Annotated in this window: 16 protein-coding genes; 10 read left to right on the top strand and 6 right to left on the bottom strand. The window is 70.0% G+C overall.

The genetic code is table 11. The annotated features are described in order from the left end of the window. Positions 1–135: 135 nt before the first annotated feature. From hutI to hutU, 4 genes are all read right to left on the bottom strand, one after another. Positions 136–1,314 (bottom strand): imidazolonepropionase, encoded by a 1,179-nt coding sequence (hutI, locus tag OHA37_RS23525; protein WP_266908206.1) that lies wholly within the window; start codon positions 1,312–1,314, stop codon positions 136–138. A gap of 243 nt (positions 1,315–1,557) precedes the next feature. After that, on the bottom strand, positions 1,558–2,913 hold the full coding sequence (locus OHA37_RS23520; RefSeq protein WP_266908204.1) for a formimidoylglutamate deiminase: 1,356 nt from the start codon (positions 2,911–2,913) through the stop codon (positions 1,558–1,560). After that, positions 2,904–4,109, bottom strand: a complete 1,206-nt coding sequence (locus tag OHA37_RS23515; RefSeq protein WP_266913032.1) for an allantoate amidohydrolase — start codon at positions 4,107–4,109, stop codon at positions 2,904–2,906. The genes OHA37_RS23520 and OHA37_RS23515 overlap by 10 nt, the downstream gene beginning before the upstream one ends. 35 nt (positions 4,110–4,144) lie before the next feature. Beyond that, positions 4,145–5,809 (bottom strand): urocanate hydratase, encoded by a 1,665-nt coding sequence (hutU, locus tag OHA37_RS23510; RefSeq protein ID WP_266908202.1) that lies wholly within the window; start codon positions 5,807–5,809, stop codon positions 4,145–4,147. 104 nt (positions 5,810–5,913) lie between these two features. On the opposite strand from hutU, the gene OHA37_RS23505 reads away from it, so the two are divergent. After that, on the top strand, positions 5,914–7,314 hold the full coding sequence (locus OHA37_RS23505) for a diaminopimelate decarboxylase (protein WP_266908200.1): 1,401 nt from the start codon (positions 5,914–5,916) through the stop codon (positions 7,312–7,314). A gap of 1,112 nt (positions 7,315–8,426) precedes the next feature. Here OHA37_RS23505 and OHA37_RS23500 read toward each other — a convergent pair. Next, positions 8,427–9,011: a TetR/AcrR family transcriptional regulator gene (locus OHA37_RS23500; protein ID WP_266908198.1), complete on the bottom strand. Its 585-nt coding sequence runs from the start codon at positions 9,009–9,011 to the stop codon at positions 8,427–8,429. A gap of 106 nt (positions 9,012–9,117) precedes the next feature. Here OHA37_RS23500 and OHA37_RS23495 point away from each other — a divergent pair, with 106 nt between their 5' ends. After that, the gene (locus tag OHA37_RS23495; RefSeq protein ID WP_266908196.1) at positions 9,118–10,311 is read left to right on the top strand and encodes an FAD-dependent oxidoreductase; all 1,194 of its coding nucleotides are present in this window, start codon (positions 9,118–9,120) and stop codon (positions 10,309–10,311) included. Between the two features lie 79 nt (positions 10,312–10,390). Here the strand turns inward: OHA37_RS23495 and OHA37_RS23490 are convergent, their stop codons facing one another. Beyond that, positions 10,391–11,233 (bottom strand): MurR/RpiR family transcriptional regulator, encoded by an 843-nt coding sequence (locus OHA37_RS23490; RefSeq protein ID WP_266908194.1) that lies wholly within the window; start codon positions 11,231–11,233, stop codon positions 10,391–10,393. Positions 11,234–12,425: 1,192 nt separating this feature from the next. Between OHA37_RS23490 and OHA37_RS23485 the strand changes: the two genes are divergently transcribed. From OHA37_RS23485 to OHA37_RS23450, 8 genes are all read left to right on the top strand, one after another. Beyond that, entirely contained in the window at positions 12,426–13,391 is a 966-nt protein-coding gene (locus tag OHA37_RS23485; RefSeq protein ID WP_266908192.1) for a TauD/TfdA family dioxygenase, read from the top strand. A gap of 198 nt (positions 13,392–13,589) precedes the next feature. Continuing rightward, complete coding sequence (locus OHA37_RS23480; protein WP_266908190.1) at positions 13,590–14,510, top strand: TauD/TfdA family dioxygenase; 921 nt, start codon at positions 13,590–13,592, stop codon at positions 14,508–14,510. 17 nt (positions 14,511–14,527) lie between these two features. After that, positions 14,528–15,736 carry an NAD/NADP octopine/nopaline dehydrogenase family protein gene (locus tag OHA37_RS23475; RefSeq protein ID WP_266908188.1) on the top strand — a complete coding sequence of 403 codons (1,209 nt, stop codon included), beginning with the start codon at positions 14,528–14,530 and terminating at the stop codon, positions 15,734–15,736. A gap of 193 nt (positions 15,737–15,929) precedes the next feature. After that, entirely contained in the window at positions 15,930–17,102 is a 1,173-nt protein-coding gene (locus OHA37_RS23470; protein WP_328694065.1) for an aspartate aminotransferase family protein, read from the top strand. Positions 17,103–17,179: 77 nt separating this feature from the next. After that, on the top strand, positions 17,180–18,433 hold the full coding sequence (locus OHA37_RS23465) for an ATP-grasp domain-containing protein (RefSeq protein ID WP_266908187.1): 1,254 nt from the start codon (positions 17,180–17,182) through the stop codon (positions 18,431–18,433). After that, a complete protein-coding gene (locus OHA37_RS23460) occupies positions 18,430–19,662 on the top strand; it encodes an MFS transporter (RefSeq protein WP_266908185.1) in 1,233 nt (410 codons plus the stop codon). The genes OHA37_RS23465 and OHA37_RS23460 overlap by 4 nt, the downstream gene beginning before the upstream one ends. 67 nt (positions 19,663–19,729) lie before the next feature. After that, positions 19,730–21,145 (top strand): hypothetical protein, encoded by a 1,416-nt coding sequence (locus OHA37_RS23455; protein ID WP_266908183.1) that lies wholly within the window; start codon positions 19,730–19,732, stop codon positions 21,143–21,145. Next, positions 21,142–22,260: a M20 family metallopeptidase gene (locus OHA37_RS23450; RefSeq protein WP_266908181.1), complete on the top strand. Its 1,119-nt coding sequence runs from the start codon at positions 21,142–21,144 to the stop codon at positions 22,258–22,260. The genes OHA37_RS23455 and OHA37_RS23450 overlap by 4 nt, the downstream gene beginning before the upstream one ends. The last annotated feature ends 70 nt before the right edge of the window (positions 22,261–22,330 follow it).

The raw sequence follows: 22,330 nt of genomic DNA, 5'->3' as shown, positions 1-22,330 counted from the left end.
CACATCAGATTGGTGGCTCAAGGTAGCCCCGGGGCCTTACGGAGGGAAGACAAAGGACGGCGCCGTATCAACAGCCCGTCCATACGCCGCAGACCGCCCCCGGGGGCGGTCTGCGGCGTCCGGATTACGGCTGTTTCAGGCCGTCTTGCGGCCCTTCTGCCAGACGGCCGAGACCAGCGGAACGCCCGGCCGGTAGGCGAGGTGGACGTGGCTGGGGGCGTCGAGCAGGGCGAGGTCCGCGCGGGCGCCGGGGGTGAGGGTGCCGATGTCGGCGCGGCGCAGGGCGCGGGCGCCGCCGGCGGTGGCGGACCACAGGGCCTCGTCCGGGGTCATCCCCATGTCGCGGACGGCCAGCGCGATGCAGAACGGCATCGAACTCGTGTAGGAGGAGCCCGGGTTGCAGTCGGTCGACAGCGCCACGGTCACGCCCGCATCGAGGAGCCGGCGGGCATCGGGCCACTGCGCGCGGGTGGAGAACTCGGCGCCGGGCAGCAGCGTGGCGACGGTCGTCCCGGCCGCCTGGGCGAGGGCGTCCACGTCGGCGTCGGTGAGGTGGGTGCAGTGGTCGGCGGAGGCGGCCTCCAGCTCGACCGCGAGCTGTACGCCGGGTCCGTGGGAGAGCTGGTTGGCGTGGACGCGCGGGATCAGCCCGGCGGCGGCGCCGGCCGTGAGGATCGCCCGGGCCTGCTCCCCGTCGAAGGCGCCCTTCTCGCAGAACACGTCCACCCAGCGGGCGTACGGGGCGCAGGCGGTCAGCATCTCGCCGGTGACGAGGTCCACGTAGCCGGCCGGATCGTCGGCGTAGTCCGGGGAGACGATGTGCGCGCCGAGGTAGGTGACCTCCTCGGTGTGCGCGGAGGCGATGCGGAGCGCTCGTGCCTCGTCCTGGACCGTGAGGCCGTAGCCCGACTTGGTCTCGAAGGTGGTGGTGCCCTGGCGGCGGGCCTCGTGGAGGTGGCGCACCAGGTTCGCTTCGAGCGCGGCGTCGGAGGCGGCGCGGGTGGCGGCGACCGTGGTGCGGATGCCTCCGGCGGAGTAGCTGTGGCCGGACATGCGGGCGTTGAACTCGGCGGTGCGGTCGCCCGCGAAGACGAGGTGGGAGTGGGAGTCGACGAAGCCGGGGATCGCGGTGCGGCCCTCGGCGTCGTACGCCGTGTCCGCGGCGGGGGCCTTGTCGGCGGGGCCGACCCAGGCGATCTTGTCGTCCTCGATGACGACTGCGGCGTTCTCGATGAGGCCGAGGGGGGTGCCGTCGCCCAGGGCGGGGTCGTTGGTGACGAGGCTGCCGATGTTGGTGATGGCTGTGGTGGTCATGATTCCTCGGGGTCGTCGAGTTGTTGTTCCCCCACCCCGCCCCTTCCCGAAACTGGGGCCTGCGGCCCCGGCCCCCGCTGGGGGCACGGGCTGCGCCCGGCCCCCGTTCGGACGCTCCGCGCCCGGTGCGCTCAAACGCCGCGCGGGCTGAATGCGGCCTCGCCGGCGTTTGAGGCGCGGGGTCTGGGGCGGAGCCCCAGTTCGGGAAGGGGCGGGGTGGGGGAAGCGCCGCAGGCAGGGGGGTCAGGAGCGGAGGGCTGCGATGGTCGATGCCAAGGCCGACGGGACGTCCTCGACCAGAGTGTGGGCGCCGTCGCGGACGATGTGGCGGCCGGCCACGACCGTGTGGCGGACATCGGCGGCGGAGGCCGCGAAGACCGCCGTCTCCGCTCCGAGGCGGGGCAGCGGTCCCGCCGTACGGACGGAGTCCAGCGCGATCGTGGTGAAGTCCGCCAGCGCCCCCGCCTCCAGGCGGCCGGAATCGGACCAGCCGAGGGCCGCGTGGCCATCCGCCGTAGCGGCCGTGAGCAGGGCGTTCGCCGTCCAGTGGCCCCGCGTACGGCTGCTCAGGCGCTCGTTGAGTTCCATCGCCCGCGCCTCTTCGAGCAGGTCGATCACCGCATGGCTGTCGCTGCCCAGCGAGAGCGGACTGCCCGCGCGCTGGAGGCGTACGGCCGGCCCGATGCCGTCGGCGAGGTCGCGTTCGGTGGTGGGACACATGCAGGTGCCGGTGGTCGTGGAGCCCAGGAGGGCGATGTCCCCGTCGGTGAGGTGCGTGTTGTGCACGCCGGTGGTGCGCGGGCCGAGCACCCCGTGGTCGGCGAGCAGCTGCGTCGGGGTGCAGCCGTGGGCCGCCAGGCAGGCGTCGTTCTCGGCGGTCTGCTCCGAGAGGTGGACGTGGAGCGGGGCCCGGCGTTCGGACGCCCAGGCGGCGACGGTGGCGAGCTGCCCCGCCGGGACCGCGCGAACCGAGTGGATCGCGGCGCCGATCAGGGCGTGTTCGCGGGGCTTGAGGGCCGAGACCCGCTCGGCCCAGGCGTCCGCGGTGGAGTCGGAGAAGCGCAGCTGGTGGGGTTCGGGGGCCTTCCCGAACCCCGCCGACAGGTACGCCGTGTCGAGGAGCGTGATGCGGATGCCGGCCTCGGCGGCGGCCGCGATCAGGGCCTCGCCCATGGCGTTGGGGTCGGCGTACGGGGCTCCGCCCGGGGCGTGGTGGACGTAGTGGAACTCGCCCACCGACGTGATGCCGGCCAGCGCCATCTCGGCGTAGACGGCCCGCGCGAGCGCGAAGTAGCTGTCGGGGGTGAGGTTCTGGGCGACCTTGTACATGAAGTCGCGCCAGGTCCAGAAGGTGCCGCTGCCGACCTGCACGGTCGAGCGCAGGGCCCGGTGGAAGGCGTGGCTGTGCGCGTTGGCCAGGCCCGGGACGGTCAGGCCGCGCAGGACCTCGGCCCCCGGGGGCGGGGTCTCGGCCCCGGTCCGCAGGGCGGAGATCCGCCCGTCGTCGGATACGTCCAGGGCTACGCCCGGCTCGACATGGGTGCCGAGCCAGGCGTGCTCCAGCCAGTACGTCTTCAGCACGTGCCCCTTCACCTGCATGCGAGGCCTTCCAGTACGTCGGCGAGGGCGAGGACGCCCGCCACGCAGTCGTCCTCGGCGGCGAACTCCCGCGGGGAGTGGGAGACCCCGGTGGGATTGCGTACGAACAGCATGGCGGTCGGGACGGCCGCCGAGAGGATTCCGGCGTCGTGTCCCGCGCCCGTGCCGAGCACGGGGACGGCTCCGCCGAGGATCCGGTTCATCTCCTCGCGCAGGGCGTGCTCGAACTCGACGACGGGGGTGAAGGACTCCCGGACCACATCCAGGTCGATGCCCTCCTGGTCCGCGCGCTCGCGGGCCGCCTTCTCGATCGCGGTCACGACCGTGTCGAGGGTGGCCTGGTCGGCGGCGCGGGAGTCGAGCCAGCCGCGGACGAGGGAGGGGATGGCGTTGACCCCGTTCGGCTCGACGGAGATCTTCCCGAAGGTGGCCACGGCCCCGGCCAGGGCCGCCTCGGCGCGGGCCGCGAGCACGGTCTGCGCGTACGTCAGCATCGGGTCGCGGCGGTCGGCCAGCCGGGTGGTGCCGGCGTGGTTGGCCTCGCCCCGGAAGTCGAAGCGCCAGCGGCCGTGCGGCCAGATCGCGGAGGCGACGCCGACCCGGTCCCCGGACAGGTCCAGGGCCCGGCCCTGTTCCACGTGCAGTTCGACGAAGGCACCGATGCGGGCGAGGCGTTCGGGGTCGGCGCCGATGCCGGCCGGGTCGTATCCGGCCGCCTCCATCGCCTGCGGGAGGCTGATGCCGTCCGCGTCGCGGAGCTCGTACGCCTTCTCCTTGGTCAGCTGCCCGGCGGCCAGCCGGGAGCCGACGCAGGCGAGGCCGAAGCGGGCCCCTTCCTCGTCGCCGAAGTTGGTGATGGCCAGGGGCCTGGAGAACTCCGCTCCCCTCCTGCGGAGTTCGTCCAGGGCCGCGAAGGAGGACACCACCCCGAGGGGGCCGTCGAAGGCCCCGCCGTCGGGGACGGAGTCCAGGTGGGAGCCGGTGACGACGGCGTCACCGGGCAGGACGTCTTTGTATGTCTCAGTGCCGAGCCAGGCCCACTGGTTGCCGTTGCGGTCGGTCTCGTACGCGAGCCCGCGCGCCTCGGCCTGCGCCCGGAACCAGGTCCGGCAGTCGGCGTCGGCGCCGGTCCACGCGTAGCGGCGGTAGCCGCCGCTGCCCGCGTCCCGGCCGATGGGCCGGAGCTCGGCCCACATGGCGTGGAACGAGGCTCCGGCCGTGGCGTCCTCGCTCACGCGTCGTCGCCCTCGCGCATCGGGATGCGGACGCCCCGCTCGTCGGCGACCGTCTCGGCGATGTCGTAGCCGGCGTCGACGTGGCGGATGACGCCCATGCCCGGGTCGTTGGTGAGCACGCGGCGGATCTTCTCGCCCGCGAGCTTGGTGCCGTCGGCGACCGTGACCTGGCCCGCGTGGATGGAGCGGCCCATGCCGACGCCGCCGCCGTGGTGGATGGAGACCCAGGAGGCGCCGGAGGCCACGTTGACCATGGCGTTGAGCAGCGGCCAGTCGGCGATCGCGTCGGAGCCGTCGAGCATGGCCTCGGTCTCGCGGTACGGGGAGGCCACCGAGCCGCAGTCCAGGTGGTCGCGGCCGATGACGAGGGGGGCGGCGAGGGTGCCGTCGGCGACCATCTCGTTGAAGCGCTCGCCGGCCTTGTCGCGCTCGCCGTAGCCGAGCCAGCAGATGCGGGCGGGCAGTCCCTGGAAGTGGACGCGCTCGCCGGCCATCTTGATCCAGCGGTGCAGGGACTCGTTCTCGGGGAAGAGCTCCAGCATCGCCTTGTCGGTCTTGTGGATGTCCGAGGCCTCGCCGGACAGGGCCGCCCAGCGGAAGGGGCCCTTGCCCTCGCAGAAGAGGGGCCGGATGTAGGCGGGGACGAAGCCGGGGAAGGCGAAGGCGCGGTCGTAGCCGGCCAGCTGGGCCTCGCCGCGGATGGAGTTGCCGTAGTCGAAGACCTCGGCGCCCGCGTCCATGAAGCCGACCATGGCCTCGACGTGCGTGGCCATGGACTCGCGGGCGCGGGTGGTGAAGCCCGCCGGGTCCTTGGCCGCGTAGTCGGCCATGTCGTCGAAGTCGACGCCGACCGGCAGGTAGGCGAGCGGGTCGTGGGCGGAGGTCTGGTCCGTCACGATGTCGATCGGCGCGCCCTCGGCGAGCATCTGCGGGAGCAGGTCGGCGGCGTTGCCGAGCAGGCCGATGGAGAGCGGCTTGCGGGCGTCACGGGCCTCGACGGCGAGCTGGAGGGCGTGGCGCAGATTGTCGGCCTTGACATCGAGGTAGCGGTGCTCGATGCGACGGTCGATGGCGCGCGGGTCCACGTCGATACAGATGGCGACGCCGTCGTTCATCGTCACGGCGAGCGGCTGGGCGCCGCCCATGCCGCCGAGACCGGCGGTGAGGGTAATGGTGCCGGCCAGCGTCCCGTTGAACTTCTTGGCGGCGACGGCGGCGAAGGTCTCGTACGTCCCCTGGAGGATGCCCTGGGTGCCGATGTAGATCCACGAACCGGCCGTCATCTGGCCGTACATGGTCAGGCCCAGGTTCTCCAGGCGGCGGAACTCCTCCCAGTTGGCCCAGTCGCCGACCAGGTTGGAGTTCGCGAGCAGCACGCGCGGCGCCCACTCGTGGGTCTGCATCACGCCGACCGGGCGGCCGGACTGGACGAGCATCGTCTCGTCCTGCTTGAGGGTCTGGAGGGTGCGGACCATCGCGTCGTACGAGCGCCAGTCGCGGGCGGCCTTGCCGGTGCCGCCGTAGACGACGAGCTTGTCGGGGTGCTCGGCGACCTCGGGGTCGAGGTTGTTCTGGAGCATCCGCAGCGCGGCCTCCTGCTGCCATCCCAGGGTGCTCAGCTCGGTACCTCGCGCGGCACGTACGGGGCGGGGTCCTGACATGGCGGTGCCTCCTCCGTTGTTGGTCAATCTATTCACATCTTCACTCCCTGAATAGATTCAGTCAACAGCTGCGGGCGGACGCGCCGGATGATGGGATGACGGACATGGCAGTCGACGCACACGCGCACGCCGCCGGAGGCTCCGCCGAGGACGGCTCCGGGGTCACCTCCGAGCCCACCGCCGAGGACGCCGCCCGGCGACGGGACCTGGCCGTACGAGCCGCAGTGGAGCAAGGCCTGCTCGACGAGGACACGCCCCTCCTCTGCCTCCTCGACACGGCCGGCATCCGCGCCTCCGCCGCCGCCCTGACCGGCGCCTTCGCCCGGGCCCTCGCCCCCGGCACCCCCGTCCTGCACGCCTTCGCCGTCAAAGCGGCCCCGCTCGTCCCGGTGCTGCGGCTGCTCGCCGACGCCGGGCTCGGCTGCGAGGTGGCCAGCCCCGGCGAGCTGGCCCTGGCCCGCGCGGCCGGGATCGCGCCGGAACGCATCGTCCTCGACTCCCCCGCGAAGACGGCCGCCGAGCTGCGCGAAGCCCTCGCCCTGGGCGTCGCGCTGAACGCCGACAACCGCCAGGAGCTGGAACGCCTCGACGCGCTCCTCGCGACGACGGCCACCACTTCCCCGATCGGCCTACGCATCAACCCCCAAACCGGCGCCGGCACCATCGACGCCCTCTCCACCGCCACGGCCACCTCGAAGTTCGGCATCGCCCTGCGTGATCCGGGCGCGCGCGAGTGGCTCGTACGGGCCTACCTGGACCGGCCCTGGCTCACCCGGCTGCACACCCACTCGGGCTCCCAGGGGGTCCCGCTCCCACTGATCGCCGAAGGAGTACGGGAGCTCCACCTCCTGGCCGAGGAGATCAACGCGGCGGCCGGGCGGCGGCAGGTCGACACCCTGGACATCGGCGGCGGGCTCCCGGTGAACTTCACCTCGGACGCGGCCACCCCCACCTACGCGGAGTACGTGAGCGCGCTGCGCTCGGCCGTCCCCGGGCTCTTCTCGGGGGCGTACGGGCTGGTCACGGAGTTCGGGCGGTCCCTGACGGCCAAACACGGGCTGGTGCTGTCACGCGTCGAATACACGAAGACCACCGGCGGGCGGGCGATCGCGCTCACGCACGCGGGGGTCCAGCTGGCCACCCGCACGGTGTACGCCCCGGCGGCCTGGCCGCTGCGCATCCTCCCCTACTCCGCGAAGGGGGCTCCGCTGACGGGGCCCCTCGTCGCCCAGGACATCGCCGGGCCGGCGTGCTTCGCGGGTGACCTCCTTGCCGCCGCGCGGGAGCTGCCGCTGCTGGCCCCGGGGGACCTGGTCTGCGTGCCCGACACCGGGGCGTACGCCTTCACCGCGCACTACGGCTACAACAGCCTGCCCCGCCCACCGGTACACGGCTTCACGGTGACCCCCTCGGCCAAGGTCCACTTCACCCTGGCCCGCGCGGCCCAGCCCGTCTCCACCATCCCCCCGGAGGCAGGCGCAGCCACCCCGAACGCCCTCCTCTGACCCCCGGGCCCTAGCCCCCTGGAGCCCACCCGAGGCCCGCCCCGGGAGCCTGCCCCGGGAGCCCCACCCGGGCCCGACCCGGGAGCCCGACCCGGCAGCCCCACCCGGGCCCGACCCGGGGGCCCCACCCGGGGGCCCGACCCGGGGCCCGGCTCGGCAGCCCGGCCCTCCGGCCAGCCCCGGGGCCGAGCCCCGCGAACCCGCTGCGCGGGGCCAGTGGGCGAGTGCGGGTGGCGCGGCCCTGCGGGGCGAAGTCCCCTACCCGCCCTTCCACCGTTCCCCGGGCGCTGCCCGGACCCGCGCCTCAAACGCCGACGAGGCTGGGGGATGCCCCCGGGCGCTGCCCGACCCGGTCCTCAAACGCCGGACGGGCTGGGGGATACCCCCGGGCGCTGCCCGAACCCCGGTCCTCAAACGCCGGACGGGCTGGGGGATACCCCCGGGCGCTGCCCGGACCCGGTCCTCAAACGCCGGACGGGCTGAAAGCGGGGTCCCGGGCTGCGCCCGGACCCCTGGGGCTCCGCCCCAGACCCCGGTCCTCAAACGCCGGACGGCTGAAAAGACAAACCCCGGCGGAGCTGGAATGGCCCAGACGGCTGGAAGGATCCGGCTCCGGGCGGCTGAAAGTTCAACCCCCGGCGGGGCCGAAGCCGAAGGAGACGGGCCCGGCGGGGCCGAAGCCGAAGGGGACAGACCCGGCGGGGCCGAAGGAGACGGGCCCGGCGGGGCCCGAGTCGGAGGGGACAGACCCGGCGGGGCCCAAGTCGGAGGGGACAGACCCGGCGGGGCCCGAGTCGGAGGGGACAGACCCGGCGGGGCCCGAGTCGGAGGGGACAGACCCGGCGGGGCCGGAGTCGGAGGGGACGGGCCCGGCGGGGCGGGGACGGGGACGGGGTGGGGTGTTGGCCTGGACGTAGAGCGTGATTTGTGGCGCTGGAGCAACCCGCACCCTGTCGGAGTAGAGCAGAGGGCGCCTAAATCATGCAGTCCAGGCCGACACCCCACCCCGGCCCCGGCACCGACCCACCGCAGCCCGCCCCACATACACACAGACGCCCGCCACAACACAGCCCCGCCGGCGTTTGAGGCGAACCCCCGGCCCCGCCCGGGGATCACGGGGTGGACAGCGTCGCCTCCAGCACCGGGGTCAGCGCCCCGATCACCGCCTCCGGCGAGAGCGCCGTCATCGGGGGCAGCCGCAGCAGGTAGCGGGTCAGGGCCAGCCCCAGGAGCTGGGTGGAGACCAGGCCCGCCACCCGCAGCCCCCGCTCCACCCCGAGCGCCCCCGCCAGCGCCGGCGCGACCTGGGTCGCAAAAACCTCCCGCATGCGCGCCGCCGCCGCCTCATTGGTCACCGCGGAGCGCAACAGCACGAGCAGCGCATCATCCGCCGGATCACCTTCCCACCGCTCCACGAAGTGCCGCACCAGCACCTGCGCCAGCTCCCCCACCGCAACCCCCGACAGATCAGGCAGCCGCAGATCCACCGCAAGGGCCGCATCGAAGAGCCGCTCCTTGCTGCCGAAGTACCGCATCACCATCGAGGGGTCGATCCCCGCGTCCGCCGCGACGCCGCGGATCGTCGTCCGCTCGTACCCCTGCGCAGCGAACCGCTCCCGCGCCGCCCGCAGGATCGCCGCCTTGGTCTGCCCGCCCCGGGTCTCCCCCGCCACCCCTGCCACTCCGTCTCGCGTCATGCCAACAACCGTAGGCCAACAACCGTTGACATGCCACCTCCACCACCGCATCCTTAGGTCAACAGTCGTTGGCCAACACCCGTTGGCATCCAGGAGGAGAACAAAGATGTCGCTCCCCGCCACCACCCACGTCGCCATCGTCGGCGCCGGCCCCACCGGCCTCACCCTCGCCCTGACCCTCGCCGGGGCCGGCATCGACTTCGTCCTCCTGGACCGGCAGGCCGAGGGCGCCAACACCTCCCGCGCCGCCGTGGTCCACGCCCGCACCCTGGAGGTCCTCGACGAGCTCGACCCGGCCACCTGCGCCGAGCTGGTCCGGCGGGGCACGGCCGTCACCCGGTTCCGGATCCGCGACGGCGCCCGGCCGCTCGCCGCCGTCAGCTTCGACGGCCTGCCCACGGCCCACTCGTACGCCCTGATGGTTCCCCAGGACCAGACCGAGGCCGTGCTCCTCGGCCGGCTGCACGCCCTCGGACACGACGTCCACCGCCCGTACGAGGTCACCGCCGTCAGCCAGGACGCCGCCGGGGTCACCCTCACCACCGCCACCGGCGAGACCCTGCGCGCCGCCTACGCCGTCGGCGCCGACGGGATGCACAGCACGGTCCGCGAGGCCGCCGGGATCGGTTTCACCGGCAGCGCCTACGAGGAGTCCTTCGTCCTCGCCGACATCACGATGAACTGGACCCCGGGCCCCCGCGAGGTCTCCCTCACCTTCGCCGCCGCAGGTCTCACCGTGGTGGCCCCGCTCCCCGGAGGCCGCTACCGCGTGGTCGCCACCGTCGACGACGCCCCCGCCGAGCCCGGCCTGCCCTTCATCCAGGCCCTGCTGGACGCCCGCGCCCCCGCCCAGGCCACCGTCACCGAGGTCGTCTGGTCCTCGCGGTTCCGGGTCCACCACCGGGTCGCGGACCACTACCGCGCCGGCCGCCTGCTGCTCGCCGGCGACGCCGCGCACGTACACAGCCCGGCCGGCGGCCAGGGCATGAACACCGGCATCCAGGACGGCCACGCCCTGGGCCTCGCCCTCACCACAACCCTCACCACCGGAACCGGAACCGGACCCGGCACCGGCACCGGCACCGGCACCGGCACCGACGACGCCCTCGACGCCTACGAGGCCACCCGACGCCCCGTTGCCCTGCGCGTGGTCGCGCTGACCGACCGGATGACCCGGATCGCCACCACCCGGAACCCCGCCCTGCGCGCCGTACGCAACACCCTGCTCCCGCTCCTCGCCCGCATCCCGGCACTGAACAAGCGCCTGGCCACGGAGCTGGCGGAACTGAACTACCGCTAGGGCCGCCCCCGCGCGAGGCCCACCCGACCGCAGGCCCACGACCCCAGCCCCACGACCACAGCCCCACCCGGCCGGCGGCCTACTCCACGAACAGCCCCCGCGCCGCGGCCCGCGCGTCAAACGCCTCCAGCCGCGCCTGCGCGTCCGGCAGCGCGTCCGCCATCGCCTCCAGCAGCACCCGCCCCAGCAGCATCGGCGCGCACGCCGTGTCGAAGGCGAGGCCGGTGCCGACGGGCGCCGGGATCAGCAGGTCGGAGTGGCGGGCCACCGGCGCGAAGGCCGAATCGGCGACCGTGACCACCCTCAGCCCGGCCCCCCGCGCGTGCTCCAGCGCCTCGGCGACCTCCTTGGGATGGCGCGGCAGCGCGAAGCACAGCAGGGCCGAGGCCCCGGCACCCGCGGCCGCGTCGATCCGGTCGGCGAGCATCGAGCCGCCCTCGTCGAGCAGCCGGACGTCCGGATGGACCTTCGCGGCGAAGTACGCGAACCCGCGCGCCTGCGAGGAGGCCGCGCGCAGCCCCAGTACGGGCAGCGGGCTCGACCCGGCCAGCAGCCGCCCCGCCTCCCGCACCGGCGCCGGGTCGGCGAGCATCGCGGAGAGCCGGCGCAGGTTCTCGATCTCGCCCTGCACGGCCTGCTGGTATTCGTTGTACGCGTCCTCTTCCCCGCCCGCGGCCCGCTCGGCGGGGGCCACTTCGCGCAGGTGCCGGCGCAGCGCGGGATAGCCGTCGAAGCCCAGCGCCACCGCGAACCGGGTCACCGACGGCTGGCTCACCCCGGCCAGCTCGGCGAGCTCCACGCTCGACAGGAAGGGCACCTCCGCCGCGCCGCGCACCATGCAGTGCGCGATGCGCCGCTGGGTCGGCGTCAGCCGGTGCCCCTCGAACAGCTTCTGCAGCCGGGCCGCAGGGCTCTCGCTCATCCTGTTTCCCCTCCGTCCCCTAAGTTCCGTACATCCTGTACGTCCCATCTGCCGGGCAGCCGGTCGGCCACCGATGGGATATTCAGTCACGGAGCACTCTGCATGCGGCTATGCAGGACGGCAAGCGGGAGCCGGCCCGGGAACCACAAGAGTTGCGACCACGAACAGCCGAGGTCCGTCCGGCCCACATCGCCGCCGCCCCCGACTCCCGCCCCGCCAAACCTGCCGCGAGATGTCGGCATTGAAGTGCAGCAATGCCCGACCCGCCCCGGTTTCACCTCACGGGCTACGCCTGCCCCATAAAGTCACCAAATCCATCAGGCGATTCACGCGAGCATTACGGGAAACCGCTCGGCCTTGGCCGGATTCACGACAGATCTCCGCCGCCACAACAGTGCCGATATCTCACCATGCGGACGTCGATTCAATGCAGGGTAAAGAATCCGGCAGCTCGGGCGCACGCAAGGACGGTGGGCGGAATGACGCCACCCGACAGGGATCGCCCGCGCACTCCGCGCGCTCGGCGCACTCGACACTCGCCGGCTCGACCGGCCAACGAGCCCACAACAGAATGAGGTTGAGGCACATCCGTCGCATCGCGACTCCCCCGCCGAGTCCCCCGTCGGCTCCGCCTCGACGTGGCGACCCACCTCGGCACATTGAGGGTCACTCAGGACATCACCCAGCAAAGATGATGTTGCACGCAAGGAGGTGGATCGCAGGAAATTGCAGGTCAGAGAGGTTGTTGACTCACCATCACTCAACGTGTCAGGTTGCAGTCGTAACTGGAACAGACCACACACCGACACCCCAAGGAGGTCGACCGGGATGACCACGCAGGGATGCGGACCCGGATGGAGCACCTCTGGGCGCGCTCGGCGAATGTGACGGAGGCGGGACGGCCGCAGCTGCCGCATTCAGCCGACTCGGTTTACTGAAAGATGAAGGAAACCCCTCCATTGCCCCCCTGCGGGGATGGGCTTCGAGGGTTACCCGACTCCGGCGAAGATGCCGGAGCACAGGGACGGTTCGCCGCCCCATGGCGTGGCTCCTGCACATACAGCCGGCCCGAGCATCCACCGCTGGTGGGTCGAAGCACTTGCCAGGCCGCAGTCGACCGCCTTGCCGGGATACGGCACACAACGGCCGCGGTCACGATCGCGCCCCGAATTTATGAAATACGGTCTTTGGCATGGAAAGCATTACCGCGGGAACAGTTTCATTCACATCCGGGTTCCCTTCGCTTGTTCAATTGACTCAACAAGAGTCGAACCCGGCGAAAATCTTGGCACATCTCGAACCCGAGCAGCGAGAGCTGGCAGGGCGCCTTCTCCAAGAAACCGGAGCCGTGCTCTTCCGCGGATTCGGCGTGCTGTCGATCGACGAGTTCGAGGATGCCGCCGGCAGCCTGCTCGGTGAGCTCGCGGCCTACAAGGGCGGCGATGCCCCTCGCCACGCGGAAAGAGGCCTGGTCTACAACGCTTCCGGGCCCGACAAGACCCGTGCCGTAAGGGCGCACAACGAGCTGTCTTACGCCCCTTGGCACCCTGGGACGCTCATCTTCGGATGCAGCGTGGTGGCCGAGGAAGGCGGGGCGACCACGATCGTGGACGGCCGCCGCGTGTACGCGGAGCTTCCGCCCGAGGTCCGGGAGGCCTTCAGGGACCGCGGGGTCACCTACATCCAGCACCTGCCGAACGCGGTGGGCGATCCCAGTGGAATCAAGTCCTGGGCGGAGACCTTCGAGACAGACTCGAAGGACGAGGTCATGGAGCATTGCCGGGCCAGCTACACGTCCGCCAAGTGGACTCCGCTCGGCCTTCTGACCACCAATCGGACACCCGGCACGTTCGAAGTCGGCGCGGACAAGCGCCAGGCCTGGTTCAACCAGACCCACATCTGGCGCAAGGACCCCAGCACCGTTCCCGATGTGACGGACATGGAGCGCTGGGAGACCTGGATCGGATACGGCGCCACGTTCGGGGACGGTAGCGAGATCCCCAGCGAGTACATGGAACTGGTGCAGCGCACGCTGAACGAGTGCGAGGTGCCGGTGCAGTGGGAGGCCGGTGACGTGCTTCTCGTCGACAACCGCGCGGCGATGCACGGCCGGCGGCCCTACAGCGGCGAGCGTCAGGTCTTCGTCGCGTTCGCCTGACCTCGTCCAGGCCCACCATCCATCACTGCCGTCCCCGCCCCGGCGTGACCAACACCGCCGGGGCGCCGCCCCCTGGCCGCGACCCCACCGGGCGGCCATCGCTCCTTCACCGACGTTCCGATGACGGCCGATTTCGAGGCCGAACGGAACCTCCATGGACGTACCAATCCGCCATGGGCACAGCACAAAGGACATTTCATGCGCACCATGCCAAGCCTCGACCTGACGCTTGAGGATCAGAGCCGTCTCACCGACCTCGTCGAGACGGTCTTGGCGAACTGCCCGGGCCAAACCGAGTTCCGCTATCTCTCCTACGCACGCCAGCAGCTCGACGTGCGCGGTGAACTCCCCTTCGTGGACGCAGCGTTCACCGCTTCAGGTGGGGACCCCGTGCACGTGCGGAACCTGCCGCAGTTCGACGACGTCGAGAAGAGCAAGATCCTCTGCCTGTTGCTCGGAGAAGCGATCGGGACCTGCGTCGCGTACGCCGAGTACAACCACTCGTACATCACCGACATCCGGCCGACCACGCTTTCGTCGGAGAAGAGCTCCGGCACCGACCTGCTGAGCATGCACAACGACCTCGCCTGGGCGAGCGACAACTGCCGCCCGCGCACGCTGGTGCTCGTACCGCACGTGGCTGCCGGGGAGGTCCCGAAGACGCTCCTGGCGCCGGCGCGCGACGTGCTCGCGGTCCTGTCCGAGGACACCAAGGACGCCTTGCGACTCCGGCACTTCGAGGCCCGTTCGGGATCGGCACTGTCCTGGGGACACGAGCGGGTGCGGCGTATGGAGCTGCTCGTGGAAGAAGAGGGGAAGCCTCCGGTGATCCGCCTCAACTTCGGCACGTACACCCCGGCCGCCGGCCTCGACGGCTCCGAGCGGGAGCGGGCGTCGAAGGCCCTGACCGAGCTGAGCCGCGCCGCCCTCGAGGTCGGCCGGCAGTACGGCATCTCGATCCTCAAGGGTGAGTCGGTGCTGATTCCCAATGACCACTGTGTACACGGCCGGGACACGATCCAGCCGGGCAAGTGCGAGCGGCTGCTCCTTCGGTCCTACGTCCTGCCGGATGCCATCGCGGCACGGCACGGCAACAGCATGGTCCAGCTCAGCAGCTAAAGAAGGTGACTCGCTCGATGTCTGACATCGTCATCATTGGCGCAGGACACGTCGGCCTCACCCTGCTGGCAGACCTGGAACTGACGAAGTCCCGCCACGGACTCAGTACCCATCTCCTCTCCATCGAGAATTCAACCGCGATGGAGGAGCGCAGCAGGAACTGGACCAGGCTGGTCATGGAAAACCTCGTGACCGGTTCGACGGAAACCTGTTCACTGTCCAGGAGTCAATTCGGTTCGATCTGGAGCCCGGAAGGCCTCCGGAAGCTGAATTGCGCCGGCATCATCGTCGTGACGGTGCCCGACATACCGCACCTCCGACTGAAACTTCTGGATCACCTTGAGCATTCGGTTGACCTTTCGGGAAAGGTGATCGTCTTTGTGCGCGGAGGCCAGGGTGGACAGCCTGTCCTGGCGAAGTGGATCAGAGATTCCCCCCATCTGCGGGACACTTCGGTCATCCTTGTCGAAGACTCGTTCTACGGAACGCGCGTGATCGGATCGCGCGTCCAGTTCAAGCGCAAGATCTCCGTGAACGTGGCGATCTACTCCCTTGCTCCGGAAGCTGCGCTGGCCGCACTGCGCCGCATGTTCCCGCTCGGCGACCAGATCGGCAGACCGTCCTGGCCGGACATGCATGTCTGCGGCGGGATCGATCTGCTCTTCAATCCGCTGGGTTACATCATCCATGTGGGGGTTGCCCTTGCCCGGGAAAACCTGGAGAAGACGCGCAAGGGCATCAGGTACACGCACTACATCGATGGCATCTCACCTGCACTCGCCGAAAGGCTCGATCGGCTCGACAAGGAGCGTGTCCTGTTGGCGCGCGAGCTCGGAGCCGAAGCGCAGGAGTTCCCCGAGATCATCCAACGGCAGTACGGTCTCCCACCGCAGGACTCCTTCTACGCGATGATGCAGTCGTGCCGCGGGATCTACCGATCGCTCTCCAGCGGAAGCATTGAAGAGCTGCGGGATTCACGGGTTCTCCTGGAGGACGTTCCCGCTTTTTACACGATCCGCTGGCTGGCCGATTCGATCGGCTTGGAGATGCCGCACACGGAAGCATACTTCCGCGAGGTACTGGCCGGTTTGCAGGACATCGGGGCGGAATCCTCGGACTACACGATGTACCTGCCCTACCTCGAGAAGATCGACACCGGCATCGAGGGCGTAAAGCAGCTGCTCCACCATCCACATGGCGCTGCCGCCATTCCACAGCTCGTGTAGCGCGTCTACCGCAATTCACATGTCAAAAACAGGCTTGTCGGGTTCTCGTGGACCCGAGACGATGATGAAGAGTGCCATGATCAATAATGCGCTGGAAAGCTCCTACCAGCGGTACGCCGTGAAGCGTCCGCTCAGCGAGAAGCAGCATGCACACGCCAGAATGTTCCTCCCTTCGGGCACAACGCGGTCCGTGTTGGACTTCGATCCTTTCCCTTTCACCGTCGCCTCCGCGGCCGGCTGTCATCTCACGGATATCGACGGCCAGGTGTACCTCGACTACCTGGGCGATTACAGCGTCGGCCTCGCAGGGCACAATCCCGAAGCGGTACGAGAAGCTGTCGCATCGGTCCTGGAGAACGGCTGGTCGTTCGGGGCGGTCGCAGCGGAAGAGGCCGAAGTCGCGCGGCTCCTGTGCGAGCGCTTCGAATCGATGGACCTCGTCCGGTTCACCAGCTCGGGCACCGAGGCCAATCTGGCGGCGATCTCACTCGCCCTGAAGTCGACCGGGCGGAACAAGCTCCTGGTGTTCGACGGCGGATACCACGGTGGCTTCCTCAGCTTCAGCCGTGGGCGCCCGTCCCTGAACGTTCCCTTCGACTCCGTCATCTGCGACTACAACGACCTCGAGTCCGTGCGCGAGGCATTCCGTCAGTGGCCCGAGCAGATCGGGTGCGTGCTGGTGGAGCCGATGCTGGGTTCCGGGGGGCGCATCCAGGCAGCTCCGGATTTCCTGAAGGGGCTCAGGGCGCTCTGTGACGAGAACGGGTCCGTGCTCGTCTTCGACGAGGTTCAGACCTCCCGCATGTCGTACGGCGGGGCCCAGTCGCTGCTCGGTGTCCGCCCCGACCTGACGACTCTGGGCAAGTACATCGGCGGCGGGTTCGGATTCGGCGTGGTCGGTGGTGCGGAGAAGCTGATGCTTCAGATCGCGCGGGGCGGGGAGCGGTCCTACGACCACTCGGGCACCTTCAACAACAACCGGTTCTCCATGGCGGCCAGTTCGGCCATGCTGGGCACCGTACTGACGCGGGCGGCCCTCGACGGGCTGTTCGAGCGTGGCGAAGAGCTGCGGAAGCGTGCCGACACCCTGCTGCGGTGCCACGGATTCCAGGCCACCGGCTGGGGGTCCCTCATGGGGATCCACCCCACCGACGTGTCCGTCGACCGCGCCTCGGACCTGGCCGGCACGGACCGGCGGCCGGTGGAGCTCCTGTTCCACGAGTTGCTGGAACGCGGCATCTACATCGGCAAGAGCGGCTTCGTCACCCTGTCGCTGCCGCAGACAACAGAGACCGACGAGTCCTTCCTGACTGCCCTGGAGAGCGCCATGCAGGCCGTCTCGGCCGTCAGTCCGCGACTCGCCTAGAACGCGTCGCGGGCCGGTTTCGTACGGCCTCGATGTCCGCCCGGCCGGCGGGCGCACACCACCTCGGGAGGAAGCCCATGAAGAACAAAGAAACCGTCTGTGTGATTGTCGATGCCTACAGCAGCGGAGCGTTGTTGCCCGCAGCATTCCACGCCTACGGCCTCCCGACGGTGCATGTGCGCAACCGCGTTGAGGAATATGCCCCGTGGGCGCACCCCGAACGGGCGGCAGGGGTGATCGAAGTCATCGACTTCCACGGTGACTACGAAGGCGTGACGGCCCGCCTCGATTCCTACCACGTCGCACACGTGGTGTCCGGCCTGGAAAGCGGCGTCTACGTGGCCGACCACCTGGCCCACCTCCTTGGTGTACCTACGGGAAATGGCATCGAGCTGACTGCGGCCAAGCGCGAGAAGGCAGCGATGGTCGAAGTGGTGCGCAACGCCGGAATCCGGCACGCTCGCTCGGCGCAGGTCACCACGGCCGCGGAGGCACGCGTCTTCGCTGCCGCGGGCGAGGGCTACCCGATCGTGCTGAAGCCGCTGCAGAGCGCGGCGACGAACGGTGTCGAGTTGGTGCACTCGGCTGCCGAGAGCGATGCCTACTTCGCCCGCAGGCTCGGCACCACCGACATGTGGGGCAACTCCAACGAGGCCTTCCTTGCCCAGGAGATGCTAGTGGGCGAGGAGTACATGGTGGACGTGGTCTCCGTGAGCGGTCACCATCGCGTCATCGAGGTGTGGCGGGCCGACAAGAGCGTGGTCGACGGCTCCCGGATCTACGATCTGAGCGCTCTCATCGCGCCTGACAGTCCGGTGTGGCCGGTACTCACCGACTACGTGACCACGGTGCTGGACGCCTTCGGCATCAGCTGGGGCCCCACCCACACCGAGGTGATGCTCACCGAGTCCGGCCCCGTGCTCATCGAACTCGGCGCTCGGCTGCACGGCGGCATCGCCCCGGGCATCACCCTCCCGGTCTACGGCTCGAACCTTGCGCTGATGACAGCGGCCGCGTACACCGCCCCCGACCACTTCCTGGCCGCCACCGAGCAGCCCCTCCCCCACCGGGCGACGCTGGCACAGGTGGCGCTGCACTGCCCGCGCGATGGTGTGCTGAAGGCCGACCTGGACCTCCGCGAGGTCCGGGAACTTCCGTCCTTCCACTCCATGCGCCTCAAGGGTGCGGTCGGGCCCGTCCGCAAGACGCGTGACTTGGTCAGCTCCTTCGGGTCGGTCTACCTGGCCCACCCTGATGCCGGCCAGGTTCACGACGACTACCAGCGGATCCGGGACCTGGAGAAGAACGACCTGTACGCGGCGATCGTATGAGCCTGCTGCGGCACCAGGGCTTCCGCTGCCTGTGGGTCGGGCAGACCGCGAGCCAGTTCGGTACGCATGTCAACCGGGTGGCCATGCCGTTGGTCGCGATGACCGCGCTGGCCGCGACGCCGTTCGAGATGGGCCTGCTGTACGCCGTACAGTCCGTCGCCTTCCTGGTCATCGGGCTGCCGGCCGGTGTCCTGGTCGACCGGATGCCGCCTCGCACGGTCATGGTCCTCTCGGACGTCGTCCGGGCGCTGTTGCTGCTCAGCGTCCCCTTGGCATGGTGGCTGGACTGCCTGACCTTGAGCCAGTTGCTGGTCATCGGCCTGCTCGGCGGTTGCGCCACGGTCTTCTTCGACGTCGCCTACCAGTCCTACCTGGTACCGCTGGTGGGCCCGGCCCATCTGACGGAGGGCAACGCACGTCTGGAGAGCAGTCGCACGGTGGCCCAGGTAGCCGGCCCCGCGGCCGGAGGCGGCCTGACCGGCCTGATGTCCTCGGCGAACGCGGTGGGGGTACAGGCCTTGTGCTACCTCGTGTCTGCCGCCAGCCTGAACCGCATCCGGGAAGAATCCCCGCCACCGGCAGCACGCGCCCGCAAGCCCATGATTCCCGAGATCAAGGCCGGTCTGCGCTATGTGCTCGGCGACCCGCTCATGCGGGCGCTCACCGGCACTTCAGCAACGTTCAACTTCTTCTACGCAGTTGCTTCGCCGCTGCTGGTGGTGTTGCTCGTCGATGCCATGAACCAGCCGGATTGGGCGGCCGGTGCTCTGATGGCCTCCGGCGGGATCGGCGGATTCGTCGGTGCGATATCCGCCCGCAAGATATCCGACTGGGCCGGGCCCGCCCGGGTGATCTGGCTGTCCCTCGCCGCCTGCATGCCCTTCGGCTTCTTGCTTCCGCTCGGATCAGGTGGCTGGGGAACCGTGCTGTTCGGCGTTTCGTGGTTCATCGTGAATTTCGGGCTGGTCATCTACAACGTGGCGCAGGTCAGCTTCCGCCAGAGGATCTGCCCCCCGGAGATGCTGTCCAGGATGAACGCCACCGTTCGCTTCCTGATCTGGGGCGTCCTCCCGCTCGGCGGGCTCATCGGCGGCGCCCTTGGCGAATGGGGCGGCGTGCGGTTGGCAGTGGCCGTAGCCGTGGCAGGAATGGCCCTGTCCACTCTGTGGGTCCTCGCATCGCCGCTGCGCACCATGCGTGACCTGCCCGCGATGGCCACGAGTTCCTGACATCGGCAGGTGTGGAAACCCCTGGATACACGAATGCCGGCCGACAGAACCGGCCGGAGCACGTGCCGTGGCCATCGGCCACGCTGACAACGACGAGGAGATCAACAGACCCGTGGAGCTCAAGAGTTCGCCCCATCTCGGCGCCGACCTGTGGCCTCGGCTTCCTGCATCGTGGCAGGACCGCGCTCATGGCGCAGCACAGCAGCGCTATGGCCATGTCTTCGACGGCGTTGCGGGAGCCGCCGGGCCGTGGTGGCCGCTGCGGCCCATGGTGTTCAGCGCGGCATTCCACCAGGAACTCGGAGAGCTCAGCGACCGCCTCGCCGTGCTGGTCCTGGAGGCTTGCCGGCGACGGGCCGGTACGGCCGGAGAGCTGCTGGACCTGCTCGGCGTTCCGGCCGAGCAGATGCCACTCCTTCGGAAGGACGAGCCGCTCGGCGACCACCTCATCGAGGCGACTCGTCCCGATGTGGTGCTGGAACGGGGCATACCCAAGTTCGTAGAGATCAACATCGATGGTGCCGTCGGCGGAACGGCACAGGCCGACCTGGTCTCCAGCCGTTTCCATTCGGTGCTCGAAGCCGAGCTGCCCGAATTGAGCCTCACCGTTCCACCGTCCGCGGTCGACTCGCGGTTCGCGCAGATCCGGGCTCAGTTCGACGGAGCGGGGGAGGTGCACCTCGCCATTCCGATGTACGCGCACGGAATTCTCCCCGGCGCGGCCACCGAGGCCGATCGGATCCGCCGTCACCAGCCGATGGTCGACAGTGCCCGGCGTCTCGGCATCGTCGCGGTTCCCTGCCCGTGGCGCGAGTTGGGCAACGATGCCGACTTCCGGCTGGTTTCCGGTGAAACGCGCTTCGATGCCGTACTGCGGCTGTTCATCACAGCCGTCGAGCCGCCCTCGGCGGGTTTCACCGCACTGATCAACTCCGTCCAGCACGGAGCCGTTCAGATGCATACCCCGGAGGCGAGCTGGCTGCTGAGCAACAAGGCCGTACTCGCCTGGCTCTGGGAGGACATCGAGCGCCTCGCACCGGAGGACCGGCAGTTCGTTCACACGCATCTGCCGCTGACCGTCGCAGTCACCCCGGAGCAGGAGGACACCGTTCGTCAAGTGATCCCCGACCGGCAGGACTGGGTGCTGAAGCCCGCGAACGGACACGGCGGTGACGGGGTCGTTCTGGGCCGGGCCGTGGATGACGAGACCTGGCGAACCGCCCTGCGCCGCGCCGTGGCCAAGGGCGGCCACGTCCTCCAGCGCTTCGTACAGGCCGACCGGACGGACATGGCGTTCTACGACGATCGAACAGGCACGGTGCGCAGCGAATCGGTGCCCTTCGTGCTGGGACCGTTCCTTTTCGGCCGGCAGATCTCCAACATCTTCGTCCGGCACAGTTGCCCCGGCGGCGGGCAGGTCATCAATGCCCTGCAGGGCTCGGCCATGAACACCGTTCTCATCGCAGGTAGCCTCCCGGTATGACGATGCGCAAGGCCATGGCCGTGAATGTCGAGACGATGCTCGAAGATCTCAGGACACTCGTCGAGGTCGAATCTCCCTCGCGTGATCTCGAAGCCTTGAGCTCATCGGCCAAGGTAGTCGCCGGTCTCATCGAGAGTCGGCTCGGCGGGCAGGCCGTTCTCGTCCACAGCGATGCCGGGCCCCACGTCCACTGGTCCGGCGGCGGCGACCCGAGGGTTCTGATTCTCGGACACCACGACACGGTGTTTCCGCTCGGGACCCTGGAACGCCGCCCCTTCAAGGTGGAGGGCGGGCACGCGACCGGTCCGGGGGTCTTCGACATGCTCGGCGGTCTGGTGCAGGCCGTCCACGGACTTGCGGCACTCGATGACCGATCGGGTGTCGAGATCCTGGTGACCGCCGACGAAGAGGTCGGTTCCCGCACTTCGCGTGCTCTCATCGAGGAACGGGCGCGCGCCTGCGGCGCCGTGCTCGTCTTCGAGGGTGCGGCGGACGGCGGCGCGCTGAAGACCGGCAGGAAGGGCTGCGGAACGTTCCAGGTCACCGTCAAGGGCCGGGCATCGCACGCGGGCCTTGAGCCTGCGGCCGGAGTCAACGCCCTGATCGAAGCGGCGCACCAGGTGCTGGACATCGCAGCGCTCGGGCGGCCCGAGGTCGGCACGACCGTCACTCCGACCGTCGCGTCCGCGGGAACCCTGGACAACGTCGTTCCGGCAGAGGCTTCCCTGATCGTCGACGTCCGGGTCGAGTCGTCCGACGAGAAGGCCCGGATCGAGTCCGCGTTCGCAGCCCTGACTCCGCATCTCGCAGAGGCGGAGATCACGGTTCAGGGTGCGGTCGGCCGCCCCCCGATGCCCGAGTCGGCGTCGACCGAGCTGTTCGCCATGGCGCTGGACCTGCTTCCCGGCCTCGAAGGCACGGCGGTCGGCGGTGGGAGCGACGGCAACTTCACGGCGGCCCTGGGGGTGCCGACGCTCGACGGCCTGGGCGCGGTCGGGGGCGGCGCCCACGCCGACCACGAGTACCTCGTGATCGGGTCCATGGCGGAACGGGCGAACCTCGTGACCGGGCTGGTGAACGCGATCCGCGCCTCGCGGGCGGGAAGCGGCGCCTGACGAAGACGCCACCGGGGCTCAATTCGCTTGACCGGCCCGCGGCCGGCGCTTGATCCTCAAGGGCCGGCCG

The organism is Streptomyces sp. NBC_00335, assembly GCF_036127095.1.
In the GTDB taxonomy this organism is placed as follows: Bacteria; Actinomycetota; Actinomycetes; order Streptomycetales; family Streptomycetaceae; genus Streptomyces.
This window is presented reverse-complemented; position numbering and strand designations above follow the sequence as displayed.

Excerpts from the sequence above, each read along its gene's own strand:
- OHA37_RS23460 (WP_266908185.1), top strand. The coding sequence starts at position 18,430 with ATGAGCCTGCTGCGGCACCAGGGCTTCCGCTGCCTGTGGGTCGGGCAG.
- OHA37_RS23490 (WP_266908194.1), bottom strand. The coding sequence starts at position 11,233 with ATGAGCGAGAGCCCTGCGGCCCGGCTGCAGAAGCTGTTCGAGGGGCAC.
- OHA37_RS23480 (WP_266908190.1), top strand. The coding sequence starts at position 13,590 with ATGCGCACCATGCCAAGCCTCGACCTGACGCTTGAGGATCAGAGCCGT.
- OHA37_RS23520 (WP_266908204.1), bottom strand. The coding sequence starts at position 2,913 with ATGCAGGTGAAGGGGCACGTGCTGAAGACGTACTGGCTGGAGCACGCC.
- OHA37_RS23500 (WP_266908198.1), bottom strand. The coding sequence starts at position 9,011 with ATGACGCGAGACGGAGTGGCAGGGGTGGCGGGGGAGACCCGGGGCGGG.
- hutI (WP_266908206.1), bottom strand. The coding sequence starts at position 1,314 with ATGACCACCACAGCCATCACCAACATCGGCAGCCTCGTCACCAACGAC.
- OHA37_RS23475 (WP_266908188.1), top strand. The coding sequence starts at position 14,528 with ATGTCTGACATCGTCATCATTGGCGCAGGACACGTCGGCCTCACCCTG.
- OHA37_RS23495 (WP_266908196.1), top strand. The coding sequence starts at position 9,118 with ATGTCGCTCCCCGCCACCACCCACGTCGCCATCGTCGGCGCCGGCCCC.
- OHA37_RS23465 (WP_266908187.1), top strand. The coding sequence starts at position 17,180 with ATGAAGAACAAAGAAACCGTCTGTGTGATTGTCGATGCCTACAGCAGC.
- OHA37_RS23485 (WP_266908192.1), top strand. The coding sequence starts at position 12,426 with ATGGAAAGCATTACCGCGGGAACAGTTTCATTCACATCCGGGTTCCCT.
- OHA37_RS23505 (WP_266908200.1), top strand. The coding sequence starts at position 5,914 with ATGGCAGTCGACGCACACGCGCACGCCGCCGGAGGCTCCGCCGAGGAC.
- OHA37_RS23515 (WP_266913032.1), bottom strand. The coding sequence starts at position 4,109 with ATGTGGGCCGAGCTCCGGCCCATCGGCCGGGACGCGGGCAGCGGCGGC.
- hutU (WP_266908202.1), bottom strand. The coding sequence starts at position 5,809 with ATGTCAGGACCCCGCCCCGTACGTGCCGCGCGAGGTACCGAGCTGAGC.
- OHA37_RS23450 (WP_266908181.1), top strand. The coding sequence starts at position 21,142 with ATGACGATGCGCAAGGCCATGGCCGTGAATGTCGAGACGATGCTCGAA.